Source organism: Sphingobacterium detergens, from assembly GCF_003610355.1.
GTDB lineage: Bacteria > Bacteroidota > Bacteroidia > Sphingobacteriales > Sphingobacteriaceae > Sphingobacterium > Sphingobacterium detergens.
This window is the reverse complement of the sequence record NZ_RAPY01000001.1, coordinates 2736595-2750859: the sequence shown is the minus strand read 5'-3', so window position 1 is coordinate 2750859 and position 14265 is coordinate 2736595. Positions and strand designations below refer to the sequence as shown.

Sequence of the window (14265 nt, the reverse complement as noted above, 5' to 3'; positions counted from 1 at the left end):
ATTTAGAATGATTCTAATGTCATAGTTATGTATTTAGCGCAAAAAACAGCTATCTTTACAGGTAAAAAGGGATTAATTATCAACCAAAATGAAAATCGAGGACGAAATCAAAGTAAGTAAATTCAGTAATGAATGGCATCGTTGTACCGTAAACATTCTATATACGTACAATTGGCTTAATAATGAACTTGAACAAAGAGCAGCCAAAGAAGGGATCACTTTGAACCAATTTAATGTCTTACGTATCCTCCGAGGCCAATATCCAAAGCCTGCAACCAATAACCTGATCAAATCACGAATGCTAAGTACAACACCCGATATCTCCCGTATGATGGATCGGATGGTGACGAAAGGACTTGTTTCCCGCTGTCAATCGGGAGGTGACAAACGCGCCGTTGATCTGGTTATCACCGATAAAGGCTTGAAGATCCTTGAAAATCTCGATGAGCCGATGCTGATGACGGATATTTTAACCAATAGAATCCGTGAAAAGGAAGCAATCCAGCTCAGTACTTTATTGGACAAGCTAAGAGGCTAATTAATGTGCATGGTCATGATGGTCGTGATCATGATGATCATGCAGCTCTTGATTGCCTCCATCATGTCCATGTGCATGGTCGTGTTCGCCAACGAAAGCAAAACTTGCTAATGCAATGGCCACCCCGGCAATTACTGCAATCATCTTTCTTTTGTTGAATTTGTGATGGTCTATAGATCCGGACTCGAACAATATTGTTGTGGATATATGCAGAAATATACCAATAACCACAGCCATGATTTTATCAAAATATTGTTGAATATTCCCCACCTCACCAGCGCTAATCGCTTTGCTTAATAGAAAGCCGAAAGGAGTCATAGCCGCGAATAGGGCCAGTGTGATGATAATCGTATTTTTTTTCAGGTGTGTACTAATCAAGATACTGCCTAGGGCAAATGCAGCTGGAATATGATGGATCGAAATCCCCAATGCAAGTTCGGTCTGATGTGTTGCCGCCAATGGCATTCCCTCCAGGAAAGCATGTAGACATAAACTAAACATGATACCGATCGGAAAACTATGGCTGTGATGACCATGCTCATTTTCGGTATGGATATGCCCGTGCTCAATTCCCTGCGAAAATTGCTCAAGGAATAACTGGAACAGAAAGCCTCCAAGTACATAGATACCCAATATTTCGGGTGAGGTGTTTGTCGACTGATAAACATGGGGAATCAAATGCAGAACAGTAATGGAGAATAAATAGGCTCCACTAAATGAAAGGATCAATTTTAGAAAATTTGTCCCTTTTTTCTGTACAAAAAAGACAGCGATACCACTTGCAAATGCAGGTACGAATAAAATTAAAATCAATAAAATTGAATTCATTATACTTGTTCAGTTTTAAAAAAGCTAGGTACGAACCGCTTAAACAGATAACCTGTAGCCAACCCAACTAGGATTCCCAGCGCGGAGCCACAGAGTATATCAAACGGGTAATGAACACCAACATAGATTTGAGAGACTGAAATCAAGAATGCCCAGGCAATACATAACCAAAGTACATATTTCCATCTTCTTCGGAATAGCACAATCCAGAAGAAAGCCAAGGAAAAGTGATTGGCCGCATGAGAGGAAGTAAAGCTAAATCCAGAGCCACATCGTACCCGGATATTGACATTTTCCTTAAACTCCACATCATTGCAGGGCCTGATTCTTTTGACAGTCTTTTTGATCAAATGAGATGAGATACCATCGGAAATACCAAAAGTAACCAATGTCATCGCCACAATCAGTATACCTGTTTTTCCATAGGTTTTAATGAAAAAAATAACCAGAAATAGATACAATGGAGCCCAGGTGTATGGATTACGCAGTATAGGCAACAGCCAATCAAATACAGGGTTACTTAAACCTTGATTGATGGCAAGAAAAATTTCTTGGTCGATGTGTACTAATTGTTGAATCATAAATCTTGTTGATTACAATAAAATTCCCAAACTTTTAAAAACTCGCTTTTCAAAAGTAAAAATAATTTCATTGCAAACGATTGTTTCTTTTAAAAACAACTTTGTTGCAACAAAGATACATTAAATATTCAATAATTATAATTTTAATTCGATATTTTATTGCCATAATGCTAAATTTACACGTTAATCAATTCAAAGGAAATGACTTTAATTAAATCAATCTCAGGAATACGAGGTACGATAGGCGGTCGTGCAGGAGAAGGACTTACGCCGATAGATATTGTTAAATTTACAGCTGCTTACGGAACTATCATCGTAAAGCAAAGCGGAATAAAGAAAATTGTGGTTGGAAGAGATGCTCGTGTTTCTGGCGAAATGGTCAGCAACCTGGTTATCGGAACCCTGCAAAGTATCGGTGTTGATGTGATTGATTTGGGATTATCGACAACACCAACAGTAGAGATTGCTGTTCCCCTTGAAAAAGCAGCAGGTGGTATTATCCTGACAGCGTCGCATAACCCAGGACAATGGAATGCGCTTAAACTGTTAAATGCGAAAGGCGAATTTATATCTGATGCGGAAGGTCAGGAAGTATTAGCCCTCGGAGAATCCCTGGATTTTGATTTTTCTGCTGTGGAAGAACTCGGTTCAGTACACAAAGATTATTCTTATCTACAAAAACATGTTGATGCTGTATTGGCATTGGAATATGTGGATAAGGAAGCGATCAAAGCGGCGAACTTTAAAGTTGCTTTGGATGCGGTGAATAGTACGGGTGGTACATTTATCCCGGCCTTGTTGGATGCTTTGGGTGTACATACAATTTATAAAATTCACTGTGAGCCTAATGGTAATTTTCCGCATAATCCAGAGCCTTTAAAAGAAAATTTGACAGATTTATCTGCTGCTGTAATCGAAAATAAAGCTGATTTGGGCATTGCCGTTGATCCAGATGTGGACCGTTTGGTCTTTATGATGGAGGATGGTGAGCTATTTGGTGAGGAATATACACTTGTTGCAGTTGCAGATTATCTCTTACAACATAAAAAAGGTAATACGGTTTCCAATTTATCATCTACACGTGCATTGCGTGATGTAACCAAAGCACATGGTGGTGAATATTATGCTGCTGCTGTTGGCGAGGTCAATGTGGTTACTAAAATGAAAGAAGTTGATGCTGTGATCGGTGGCGAAGGTAATGGTGGGGTAATCTATCCAGCCTCACACTATGGTCGTGATGCTTTGGTGGGTGTAGCTATTTTTCTGACACATTTGGCTAAGCTGGGCAAGAAAGCTTCTGAATACCGTGCTTCACTACCGCAATATTTCATGTCCAAAAATAAGATTACGCTGACTCCAGAACTGGATATCGACAATCTTTTGGCGAAAATGGAGGAGAAATATAAAAATGAAGAACACAGTACCATCGATGGTCTGAAAATAGACTTTGAAAACGAATGGGTGCATTTGCGTAAATCCAATACGGAGCCAATCATTCGGATCTACTCTGAAGGACCAACACCGGAAGCCGCTGAGCAGATTGCGCAAAAAATCATTCGCGAGATCGAAGAAATAATTAAATAAAAACAAAAAGCTGCATCCGCAGCTTTTTGTTTTATGATCTACATGGAAAGATATTTCCACAAAATAAAAACACGTTTTCATAATTTATGATTAAAAAGACCTTTATAGCGATTTATTGTTTTTTGAGTCTATTTTTATTTACGGTTCCCCTGATGGCCCAGGAGCCCATTGATGCAATCAATAAGACATTAGATACCTGGCATAAATCTTCAGACGAGGTGAAGTTTGGCCCCTTTATCAATTCACTTGCGGCAGATGCGGTAATATTGGGTGCCGATCGGGAGGAACGTTGGGATAAAAACCATAGCGATAAATTCTCTGAACAGTATTTTAACCCTAAGTATGCCTGGAACTATACTTACCAAAACAGATCTGTCCATTTTAGTACAGACAGTACAACGGCTTGGTTTGACGAAACTTTTAAGATAAATACGAAGTATTTTCGGGGTACCGGTGTATTGAGCAAAATAGACAATGACTGGAAAATCCAACAATATAATCTGTCTATGCTTGCACCCTATGCTGACGTTAAATCCGCTGTCAGCGGGAAGCTTGGCCATGAAGTACATAATAATGTACTCCTGGTAATGGTGTTGTTTTTCTTTATGGCGATGCTGTTTGTACTCAGCCAGCGCTTAAAGATATCCTATCCCATTTTATTGGTTATTGGGGGCTTAGGGATTTCTCTGATCCCTGGAGCGCCCGTGATAAGCATAGATCCCGATATTGTCTTTTTGGTATTTTTGCCACCCTTGTTATTTGAAGCAGCCTGGTATACCAACTGGAATAATTTTCTGAAATGGCGTCGATCCATTTTTATTATGGGTTTTGGTCTGGTCTTTTTCACATCCTTGGCAATCGCTTATTTTTCTGTCAGTATTATTCCGGGCTTTACCTTGGCTTTAGGTTTTCTGCTAGGTGGTATTATTTCGCCACCGGATGCGGTCGCCGCAAGTTCAGTATTAAAAGGTGTGAGTATACCCAAACGGGGTATTGCTATCCTGGAGGGGGAGAGTTTGGTTAACGATGCGGCTTCTTTGACCGTATTTCGATTTGCTTCCATCGCTATCCTAACGGGACAATTTGCCATGGGGACAGCAACAACACAATTTCTAGTCCTGTCAGTTATGGGCGTTGTTGTGGGGCTTGTGATCGGTCATATCTTATATTTTTTCTTGCGTTATGTCGCTAAATCCTCCAGTATATCAACCCCCATTACCCTAATTGCTCCTTACCTGATGTATATCGTTGCTGAACATTTTGAATGGTCGGGCGTCTTGGCAGTTGTTAGTGGTGGTTTATTTCTTTCTTTCCGGGCAGGTGATTATCTCAACTACCATACACGTATTCAAACCAAGGAGGTCTGGGCAACAATAGGTTTTCTATTGAATGGCTTTGTTTTTATCCTGATCGGGCTTGAGCTTCCGGTGATCATCAATGGATTGGGTGAGTACTCGATGGAAGAGGCAATTGATTTTTCTTTAGCCATCTGTGTTATTGTTATTGTATTGCGCTTGGTCGCGGTTTATCTTTCGGCTTATGTTCCACGCTTATTGTTCAAAAGAGTCCGTGTCAGAGAAAAAGGCCCGGGATGGAAACTGCCATTGATTGTCGGTTGGGCTGGTATGCGGGGTGTGGTTTCGCTTGCCTCAGCCTTGGCTATCCCGATGACATTATATGACGGAACAGCTTTCCCGCATCGTAATCTTATTTTGTTTATCACTTTTGTCGTTATTCTGGTAACTCTGGTGTTTCAGGGACTTACACTGCCCCTGCTGATAAAATTGATCAAGATCGAGGAGGTTGATGAACATGTGCCGATGGAAGAGCAAATTGATGAAATTCGTGTTAGGCTCGGTAGAGACTCTATTGCCTATCTCGATAAGCACTATGCCAAAGAGATGATGGAGTACGAGACAATTGCACGGGTAAAAGAACAGCTCATCCGAAGTATAAATGCATCTGAACGTGCCAAAGAAGAGGATACCCGAGCACAGCTATCAGCCGTTAGGGGATTGTACAATAAAATTATGCTGGAAATTCTGGTGGTGCGTCGCAACGGATTAGCGAAGATGAAGGAAAGCAAAGAGTACGACAGCGATGTCATCAAAGATTTGGAATATTCATTGGATTTAGAAGAGTCGCGCCTGACGCGCAAATAAGCTGCTTACACAACTGGCGGTAATAAAGCTTTGTCAGGCGTTGGTATCGTGATAAAGAGTCATTCAAAAAAGCCATTGGCACCTGCGGTGAAGTTCAGTCCCAATATGCCGGACGGGATAAATTGAAAAGGCTTTGGGCTCTTAGATACTATCTGAGACTTGCCTGCTCGCGGGTTTAAAATAGCAAGGTTGGTCTATTGGACCAGCCTTGCTATTTTTCCTTTATCTCCAGCCAAAAAGACGGCTTTACCTTTTTTAGCCTTCTGAACCGCATTGTAGCTTTCTTGAGAGATTGTATACCATGTTTTTCCTTTGTCCGCTGACAGATCCGTTCCCGAGGTTCCGGTGCAGATCAGTTGTTTGTTCGAAAGATAGATTACAGCCGATTTAAAACCCGATACTGGTTGACTTGAGGCCTGCCAGGTTTTGCCACCATCATTGCTCAAAAAACAGGCTTTATCCTTGTTTTTATCATTTCTGTAATCGCCGCCAACGACGATCCCTGATTTAGGGGAACTAAATGCAATGGAAAAAGGACCAGTGCTATTTTGCCCCTGTGCGATCGGGCAACTGTAACGCCGCCAAGTGCCCCCCTGATCACTACTCGTGTAAATATTGGAAACCGTTCCGCCGGTTGCGATCCAGAAATCTCCGGTTGCAAGACTAAAGATGGATGTACCACTGGCGGCAAAACCAGCCTCTCCTTCGGCAATAGTAAACTTAAGATTGGAGGATATATCCGTCCAGGTCTGTCCAAAGTCTACTGTTTTTAATAAGGGCATCTGTGCATTGATGGCATCGCCAAAAGCTATACCGACACCTTTTGGTGTAAAAGCAAAACCATCATAAAATATTTCGGGTCGTGTATCTTTAAAAACCTCTTTCCAGCTTCTACCCGCATCAGTTGTAAGCAATACTAAGGCTGGAGAGCCTGCTGAAATAATCAGGGCCTGATTTTCATCAAAAGCTTCGATATCCCTAAAGTCAATCTTTTCATAACCGATCGGATTGACCCACTGCCAATTTTTCCCAGCATCGGTACTCAAGCCTACTGTGCCGTTGCTTCCGCTGACCCAAAGTGTTTGATCATCGACAACACTTAGTCCCCGATAGCTGCTATTGCGTTCTTGATTCAACAGCTGAATTGTGTTTTTTTGTGCAGATAGACTTTCGACAAGAAAGACCTGAATGAAAAAGAGAAGAAATAGTGGTTTCATGTGGTTATACGAGTTATTGTAGTGGATTTAGCCGCATAATTATGTTAAATTCAGTTGTATTATTGCGTTAGATCTGTTTTTAATTCTCGCAATAAATCCATTTACATTAAATTCAGTCATATAATTGCAATAGATCTATTTGCGCTAAATTCAATTGTATTACTGCATTCAATTGTATTACTGCAGCAAATTCATTCGCGTTATTAGGTTAAATCTACGGATATTATTTAGACAAATCTACACTTCTGCGGGATGCTTTACGTCCTTTTTTCAAGATTGTTTTCCTCAACAGGAGCAAGCCAACTGTCATTTTCCTTGGTGATTTGAAATAGGGGATACTTAATATGACGAGCAAGGATATACAGGCCGATGTCCCCAATGCGCCACCATAGCCATTGAAAAACTTACTGGTGTTGAGTAGGATGGTGGTGAATATAACACCTGCCAGGGAAAGCCCAAAATATGTGGACAGCTGCGTTTTGGATACCATACCGATAAAAGAAGCGCCGATAAATACGGCTGGAATATATTGTGTGAGATAGGTGGAGAGTAGATAGGGAAAGAAATAGAGGAAACCAGATACGATCAACGTCAGTAATGCGGAGGAGCGTACTGCACCCTGTTTGTATTTTGTATTTACATAATATGTCGCTGTACTCCCGATAATTCCGACAAGATATAAAATGAATGTTTCCATGTTATTTGAAAAGATAAAGTAGTAAATAGGTCAACGAAACACCGAGGAAAGCCAGTGTCCCCAATTTGCCACCGACACCATTCAGTAAGCTTTTTGAAATGACCAGAAAGATTGCAGTAAAGACACTCGCTGTCAATATAAAAGAAAAACCATGAGCAACCTGTGAACTCGACATACCCACAAAAGCACCACAATAGATGGCAGCAGGAAGATGGGGAAGGTAGCTGGAATCTTTATTGATATTGGGAATGAACGAGGCCAATGTACCCGTCAATGCGGCTCCCATGACCGGGCCAAGACCAAAAACCTGATTGAAGTAATAGGAGGCGATAGCGCCTATCGGCACCCAAACCGCAATTTTGATCGACTCATATTCATGGATGTGGTGGTGTATCGGCGATTTGAGGTAACTATATAAGATGAATAAGGAAAGTAATCCGATGAATGACAGTACAATATATGAGTTGGTGTTTTCAACAAAAATGGCGACTAGAAAGAGTGCCTGGATAACAAATAATAAGCAAATACTTAAAATTCTAAACTTCTGCCTGGCTTGCATTTATTTCAAATTTCGGCAAAGTTATCAATTATTTGTCTATTCTACAGGTAGATTTTCTTTTTATCAGGATCGGATCGGGTACAAACTGTTGGATATCCTCATCATGATATCAATTAGTTGTCTATTCTACAGGTAGATTTCCTTTTTATTAGGATCGGATCGGGTACAAACTGTTGGATATCCCCATCATGATATCAATTAGTTGTCTATTCTACAGGTAGATTTCCTTTTTATTAGGATCGGATCGAGTACAACTTGTTCGATATCTTCATAAGGATCCTTTTGTTTGACCATCTTCAGAAAGAGTTTAGCACATTCTTCGCCCATCTTGTTGGCCTGTTGATCGATACTTGATAAAGTCGGCGTAATAAATGAAGAGAAAGTCTGATTTGCAAAACCGATGACACCGGTCGCTGGAATAGCAATCTCAGCTGCTTTAAGCGCCTGGATAATGCCAACAGCTGTAAAGTCATCACCACCAATGATAGCATCCGGTTGAATGGAAGATTGCAAGATCTGCTCCGTACCTTTTATCCCCGCTTCAATAGATAGTTCTCCACGGACAATAAGATCATCTAACTGTGGAAGATCGGCCTCTTTTAGAGCGGCTTCAAAACCACTGAAGCGATCTTGGAAGATGGCGATTTCCTTGTTTGTGGTGATAAAACCAATTTTTTTATACCCTTGTTCGATTAGATGCTTGGTTGCAAGATAACCCGCCTCAAAATCATCTAATTTGACCACCGGTGCCGCAATGTCCCGATGTGTACGGTCAAAGGTGATCAGACATTTGCCCTGCTTGATGACCTCCTGAAAATGTGTTATTTGCTGCGTTTCTAAAGAGAGTGAGGCAATGATACCATCCACCTGTGCTTCCAACAAGGTTTTGACACCATTTACTTCATCCGAATAGGATTCGTTCGATTGATAAAGCAGCAGGCTATAGTTGTGTTTCTTTAATTCTTTTTCAATACTGTGAACAGCCTCGGCAAAAAAATGGATTTGCATTGTAGGTACGATAACACCAATTGTATTGGAGCGCCCCGAAGAGAGCGAAGACGCAATTTTATTGACACTGTAATTCAGCTCCTTTGCTTTAGCCAGGACCAACTGCCGCGTAGCTTCACTAATGGTGGGCACATTATTCAAGGCACGGGAAACTGTTGAAACCGTAATTCCAAGCGCCCGCGCAATATCATAGATCGTTGTTTTTTTATTCACGCCCCAAAGTAAATAATTTTATTGAATATTTTGGAAAATACGGAAACATACTCTACTTTTATGCAACCGGTTGCTATTTTGTTTCCGCCAATTGTTTTTAATAACCAGTTTTCAGAAATTCATATGTATTTTTTAGGTATAGATATCGGTACTTCTTCAGTCAAAGTTTCTATTGTCGAAGCATCCTCGCAGCGAAAGGTCTGTTCGGCGCAATATCCTGCTGAGGAGGCTCCCATTATTTCGCCGCAACCCAATTGGGCGGAGCAGGACCCTAGGGATTGGTGGGCCTATTTCAAACAGGCCCTCTCCAAGGCAAATGCTTCCGGCTTGTATGATCCCAAACAAATCACAGCCATTGGTATAGCCTATCAAATGCATGGACTCGTTGTCGTCGATAAGGACCAGCAGGTATTGCGCAATGCCATTATCTGGTGTGATAGTCGGGCTGTTGAACTGGGAAATGCCGCTTTTGAGGAAATGGGGAAGGCCTTCAACCTGCAACACCATCTCAATTCGCCGGGTAATTTTACCGCTTCCAAACTAGCTTGGGTAAAAGCCAATGAACCCGAGATCTATCAGAAAATTGATAAGATCATGCTTCCTGGGGATTTTATAGCCATGAAGCTTTCAGGGACTATTAGTACCTCCATCTCTGCATTATCGGAAGGAATATTCTGGGATTTTCAGCGCAATGAACTATCCACAGCGCTCCTAGACTATTATGGTTTCGATGCGAATCTGATCCCCACAATATTGCCCGTTTTTGCTGAACACGGTCAGATTAAGCAAACTGTAGCGGACGAGTTGGGGCTGTCAGCGGCGGTAACCATCAACTATAAAGCTGGAGATCAGCCCAATAATGCACTTTCCTTGAATGTGCTGCAACCTGGTGAAGTAGCCGCCACAGCGGGTACTTCGGGTGTTATCTATGGCGTGAGCGACAAGCTGATCGCTGACCGCGAATCCCGTGTCAATACATTTGCCCACGTTAACTATCGGAAGGATGAGGTCCGGACTGGTGTATTGCTCTGTATCAATGGTACCGGTATCATGAACAGCTGGGGCCGGAAGCTCTTGGGAAAAGAGCTTTCCTACGATCAGATTAATACCCTGGCAGCAGCTTCACCCATCGGCAGTAAAGGTTTACAGGTTATCCCCTTTGGAAACGGGGCCGAGCGTATGCTGAATAATCAACTGGTGGGTGCATCGATATCGGCAATCGACCTCAATAGACATGAGACTGCTGATATCCTGCGGGCCATTCAGGAAGGAATAGCGTTTGCTTTCCGCTATGGACTGGATATTATGCGCAAAAATGGACTATATCCACAGATGATTCGTGCGGGAAATGCCAATCTATTTCTGAGCCCCGTATTTCGAGACTCATTCGTGGGTGCGACCAATGTTCCCGTAGAAGTGTATGACCATGACGGCAGTGTTGGCGCTGCCATGGGCGCAGGAATCGGTAGCGGCTATTATGCCGATTTCAGGGAAGCCTTCCAGAGCCTAAAACCGGTATATACCGTAGAACCTAATCACGTTGATCAGTATGAAGAAAATTATCAACAGTGGAAGGAAATTTTAGTTAATAAAATCAAAGCGAAATAAGATGAATATAATCAAAGGACAAAAAGAGTTTTTTAAAGGAATCGGACAGATCGAGTTTGAAGGACAGCAAAGCAAAAATCCATTTGCTTTTCGTTATTATAATCCCAAACAGGTTGTTGCAGGTAAAACCATGGAAGAGTATTTTAAGTTTGCCTGTTCCTATTGGCATTCCTTCAATGGTGACGGATCCGATCCATTCGGCGGGCCTACCCACAGATTCCCCTGGGATGAAAGTAATGACCCGATTACACGTGCAAAAGATAAGATGGATGCTGCTTTTGAATTTATCAGCAAAATGAATATTCCATACTACTGTTTTCATGATGTAGACTTGGTGGATTACACGGATAATGTGCTGGAAAACGAAAAAAGACTGGCAACGATCGTAGACTACGCTAAAGAAAAACAGCAGGCGAGTGGTGTCAAGCTTCTTTGGGGTACAGCCAATCTCTTTAGCCACAGACGTTATATGAATGGAGCAGCGACCAATCCGGATTTTCAGGTATTGACGCATGGCGCCGCACAGGTAAAAGCTGCATTGGATGCTACCATTGCTCTTGGCGGTGAAAACTATGTGTTCTGGGGCGGACGGGAAGGTTACATGAGCTTGTTAAATACCAATATGAAACGGGAGCAGGAACATCTTGCACAGTTTTTACACCTGGCTAAAGATTACGCCCGTAAAAATGGTTTCAAAGGGACATTCTTTATCGAACCAAAACCATGTGAACCGACTAAACATCAATACGATTATGATGCGGCCACTGTATTGGGCTTTTTGAGACAGTATGACCTATTGGACGATTTCAAACTCAATCTTGAGGTAAACCATGCAACTTTGGCGGGGCATACCTTCCAACATGAATTGCAGGTTGCTATTGATGCCGGAAAACTGGGATCCATTGACGCCAATCGTGGTGATTATCAAAATGGCTGGGATACGGATCAATTTCCTAATGATATCAATGAACTGACCGAGTCTATGTTGATCATTTTAGAGGGGGGCGGCTTCCAGGGCGGAGGTGTTAATTTTGATGCCAAAATCCGTCGCAACTCGACTGATCCTCAAGATTTATTCTACGCACATATCGGTGGGATGGATCTTTTCGCACGGGCTTTGCTTACGGCTGAACGTATCTTGGAAGACGGTGAATACCGCAAAATAAGGACAGACCGCTATGCATCCTTCGATCGTGGCAACGGTGCCTCTTTTGAGCAAGGTGCCCTGACGTTGGAGTCTTTAAGAGATTTAGCGGTAGAATTTGGTGAGCCTCAAACGATCAGTGGAAGACAGGAGTATTTAGAAAATTTGATCAACAGGTATATATAGTTATTCAAAATATTTCTATATTAGACGATCAAATTAAACCAATTACCAATACATGAATAATTATTTAAGTACAAAAGATTACATCGTTTTCCTGATATACTTTGTCATTGTCGCAGGTTATGGATTATGGGTGTATTATCGCAAAAAGTCTGAATCTGTAGGCTCCAAGGATTATTTTCTTGCCGAAGGATCGCTGACTTGGTGGGCGATTGGAGCCTCCCTGATTGCATCCAATATTTCTGCGGAACAATTTATCGGTATGAGTGGCTCGGGCTTCAAGATGGGACTTGCTATTGCGACTTACGAGTGGATGGCAGCAATTACCCTGATTGTTGTGGCGGTGTTTTTTATTCCGGTATACCTCAAGAATAAGATCTTTACGATGCCGCAATTTCTACACAAGCGTTATAACGGCACTGTAGCCATGATTATGGCTGTCTTTTGGTTACTACTATATGTGGTGGTCAACCTGACTTCGATCCTTTACTTAGGTGCTATTGCGGTGAGCAGTATCTCTGGTATTAGCTTGGATGCATGTATGTATGCGATTGCGATTTTTGCTGTTATCATCACATTGGGCGGTATGAAGGTGATCGGATACACGGATATTATTCAAGTATTCTTTTTGGTGTTGGGTGGTTTGGCAACAACCTATTTGGCATTGAACCTGGTTTCAGAACATTATGGTGGTTCTGGTATCTTGCAGGGGTACCAATTGATGACCGAGAAAGCGTCTGACCACTTCCACATGATCCTGGAACGTAAAAACGAGAACTACCTGGATTTACCGGGACTGACAGTTCTGATTGGGGGTATGTGGATTGTGAATCTGAACTATTGGGGTTGTAATCAGTACATCACGCAGCGTGCGTTGGGAGCAGATTTGAAGACTGCGCGTAACGGGATTTTGTTTGCTGCATTCTTGAAGTTGTTGATGCCGATTATCGTGGTATTACCGGGTATTGCCGCATACGTTATGTGGAAAGATGGCTTATTTCAAACCGAAATGATGCAACATGGTGAGGTAAATCCGGATCATGCTTACCCTGTGTTGTTGAATTTGTTGCCAGCAGGTCTGAAAGGGCTTTCATTTGCGGCTTTGACGGCTGCGGTAGTTGCCTCATTGGCGGGTAAAGCAAATAGTATTGCCACGATTTTTTCATTGGATATTTATAAAAAGGTATTTAATACCGAAGCTTCTGATAAGAAGTTGGTCAATATTGGTAAATTAACCGTTGTTGTTGCCATGATTTTGGCCGTGATTATCGCGCCACATTTGGGTATTGACAAAAAAGGTGGATTTCAATACATCCAGGAGTATACTGGATTTGTGTCACCGGGTATTTTTGCCATGTTCATCTTGGGATTTTTCTGGAAAAAGACAACATCAAATGCTGCATTATTTGCAACGATCGGTGGATTTATCTTATCCATTATTTTCAAAAAATTACCAGATTGGGCAGATCTTTCTTTCTTGGCTTCTACCGGTTTCTCTATTCCAAATCCGACAACGGGGATTTACGAAATTCCGTTTTTGGACCGGATGGGCTTTGTCTTTGCGATCTGTATCATCGGTATGATCATTATCAGTTTGATTGACAACAAACGCGGGGTAGTACCTGCTGGTCTGGAGGTAGATACAACGATGTTTAAACCACATAAAGCATTTTTGATAGGAGCATTGATTGTTGCCTTATTGGTGACAGCATTGTATTCCATCTATTGGTAATCCGATCATCAAAAAGGCGATATAGAGAGCCCATATCAACTGCGGTTGAGATGGGCTCTTTGTTTTTAAAAAATCTGGCTACCGTTTTATGCAGAGGGTTTACATCAATAGCCAGATGATTTTTAAAAAATTCCTATCTTGTCTTCAATAACTATTACATGTGCCGCGAGGCGCAAATCCGGTTTGGTATCCCTGTTTCAATAAGGGAGGA

Annotated in this window: 12 protein-coding genes; 6 read left to right on the top strand and 6 right to left on the bottom strand. The window is 41.8% G+C overall.

Going from position 1 to position 14265, the window contains the following annotated elements; translation table 11 throughout:
- Positions 1-88: 88 nt before the first annotated feature.
- Entirely contained in the window at positions 89-538 is a 450-nt protein-coding gene (locus DFQ12_RS11705; RefSeq protein ID WP_120259092.1) for a MarR family winged helix-turn-helix transcriptional regulator, read from the top strand.
- Here DFQ12_RS11705 and DFQ12_RS11700 read toward each other — a convergent pair whose 3' ends face one another.
- Together DFQ12_RS11700 and DFQ12_RS11695 are read right to left on the bottom strand one after the other, a co-directional pair.
- A complete protein-coding gene (locus tag DFQ12_RS11700) occupies positions 539-1366 on the bottom strand; it encodes a ZIP family metal transporter (RefSeq protein ID WP_120259091.1) in 828 nt (275 codons plus the stop codon).
- Positions 1366-1947, bottom strand: a complete 582-nt coding sequence (locus DFQ12_RS11695; protein WP_120259090.1) for a phosphatase PAP2 family protein — start codon at positions 1945-1947, stop codon at positions 1366-1368. The genes DFQ12_RS11700 and DFQ12_RS11695 overlap by 1 nt, the downstream gene beginning before the upstream one ends.
- A gap of 201 nt (positions 1948-2148) precedes the next feature.
- On the opposite strand from DFQ12_RS11695, the gene glmM reads away from it, so the two are divergent.
- Both glmM and DFQ12_RS11685 read left to right on the top strand, forming a co-directional pair.
- On the top strand, positions 2149-3531 hold the full coding sequence (glmM, locus tag DFQ12_RS11690; protein WP_120259089.1) for a phosphoglucosamine mutase: 1383 nt from the start codon (positions 2149-2151) through the stop codon (positions 3529-3531).
- Positions 3532-3617: 86 nt separating this feature from the next.
- Positions 3618-5693 carry a Na+/H+ antiporter gene (locus tag DFQ12_RS11685; RefSeq protein ID WP_167457248.1) on the top strand — a complete coding sequence of 692 codons (2076 nt, stop codon included), beginning with the start codon at positions 3618-3620 and terminating at the stop codon, positions 5691-5693.
- A 194-nt stretch (positions 5694-5887) separates the two neighbouring features.
- Here the strand turns inward: DFQ12_RS11685 and DFQ12_RS11680 are convergent, their stop codons facing one another.
- The 4 genes from DFQ12_RS11680 to DFQ12_RS11665 form a co-directional block, all read right to left on the bottom strand.
- Positions 5888-6910: a WD40/YVTN/BNR-like repeat-containing protein gene (locus DFQ12_RS11680; protein WP_120259088.1), complete on the bottom strand. Its 1023-nt coding sequence runs from the start codon at positions 6908-6910 to the stop codon at positions 5888-5890.
- Positions 6911-7133: 223 nt separating this feature from the next.
- A complete protein-coding gene (locus DFQ12_RS11675) occupies positions 7134-7607 on the bottom strand; it encodes a hypothetical protein (RefSeq protein ID WP_120259087.1) in 474 nt (157 codons plus the stop codon).
- Between the two features lies 1 nt (position 7608).
- On the bottom strand, positions 7609-8166 hold the full coding sequence (locus DFQ12_RS11670; RefSeq protein ID WP_120259086.1) for a hypothetical protein: 558 nt from the start codon (positions 8164-8166) through the stop codon (positions 7609-7611).
- Between the two features lie 198 nt (positions 8167-8364).
- Entirely contained in the window at positions 8365-9387 is a 1023-nt protein-coding gene (locus DFQ12_RS11665) for a LacI family DNA-binding transcriptional regulator (RefSeq protein ID WP_120259085.1), read from the bottom strand.
- 123 nt (positions 9388-9510) lie between these two features.
- Between DFQ12_RS11665 and DFQ12_RS11660 the strand changes: the two genes are divergently transcribed.
- Genes DFQ12_RS11660 through DFQ12_RS11650 form a run of 3 tightly spaced genes read left to right on the top strand, consistent with a single transcriptional unit; the run spans position 9511 to position 14054 of the window.
- Positions 9511-10995, top strand: coding sequence for a xylulokinase (locus tag DFQ12_RS11660; RefSeq protein ID WP_120259323.1), 1485 nt, complete (start codon positions 9511-9513; stop codon positions 10993-10995).
- Position 10996: 1 nt separating this feature from the next.
- On the top strand, positions 10997-12325 hold the full coding sequence (gene xylA / locus DFQ12_RS11655; protein WP_120259084.1) for a xylose isomerase: 1329 nt from the start codon (positions 10997-10999) through the stop codon (positions 12323-12325).
- Between the two features lie 52 nt (positions 12326-12377).
- Positions 12378-14054, top strand: a complete 1677-nt coding sequence (locus DFQ12_RS11650) for a sodium/sugar symporter (RefSeq protein WP_120259083.1) — start codon at positions 12378-12380, stop codon at positions 14052-14054.
- Positions 14055-14265 lie beyond the last annotated feature (211 nt).

What these genes read in the sequence shown, in the direction of transcription:
- DFQ12_RS11705 (WP_120259092.1), top strand. Translation starts at nt 89, where the DNA reads ATGAAAATCGAGGACGAAATCAAAGTAAGTAAATTCAGTAATGAATGG.
- DFQ12_RS11680 (WP_120259088.1), bottom strand. Translation starts at nt 6,910, where the DNA reads ATGAAACCACTATTTCTTCTCTTTTTCATTCAGGTCTTTCTTGTCGAA.
- DFQ12_RS11695 (WP_120259090.1), bottom strand. Translation starts at nt 1,947, where the DNA reads ATGATTCAACAATTAGTACACATCGACCAAGAAATTTTTCTTGCCATC.
- DFQ12_RS11700 (WP_120259091.1), bottom strand. Translation starts at nt 1,366, where the DNA reads ATGAATTCAATTTTATTGATTTTAATTTTATTCGTACCTGCATTTGCA.
- DFQ12_RS11670 (WP_120259086.1), bottom strand. Translation starts at nt 8,166, where the DNA reads ATGCAAGCCAGGCAGAAGTTTAGAATTTTAAGTATTTGCTTATTATTT.
- DFQ12_RS11675 (WP_120259087.1), bottom strand. Translation starts at nt 7,607, where the DNA reads ATGGAAACATTCATTTTATATCTTGTCGGAATTATCGGGAGTACAGCG.
- DFQ12_RS11660 (WP_120259323.1), top strand. Translation starts at nt 9,511, where the DNA reads ATGTATTTTTTAGGTATAGATATCGGTACTTCTTCAGTCAAAGTTTCT.
- DFQ12_RS11685 (WP_167457248.1), top strand. Translation starts at nt 3,618, where the DNA reads ATGATTAAAAAGACCTTTATAGCGATTTATTGTTTTTTGAGTCTATTT.
- glmM (WP_120259089.1), top strand. Translation starts at nt 2,149, where the DNA reads ATGACTTTAATTAAATCAATCTCAGGAATACGAGGTACGATAGGCGGT.
- xylA (WP_120259084.1), top strand. Translation starts at nt 10,997, where the DNA reads ATGAATATAATCAAAGGACAAAAAGAGTTTTTTAAAGGAATCGGACAG.
- DFQ12_RS11650 (WP_120259083.1), top strand. Translation starts at nt 12,378, where the DNA reads ATGAATAATTATTTAAGTACAAAAGATTACATCGTTTTCCTGATATAC.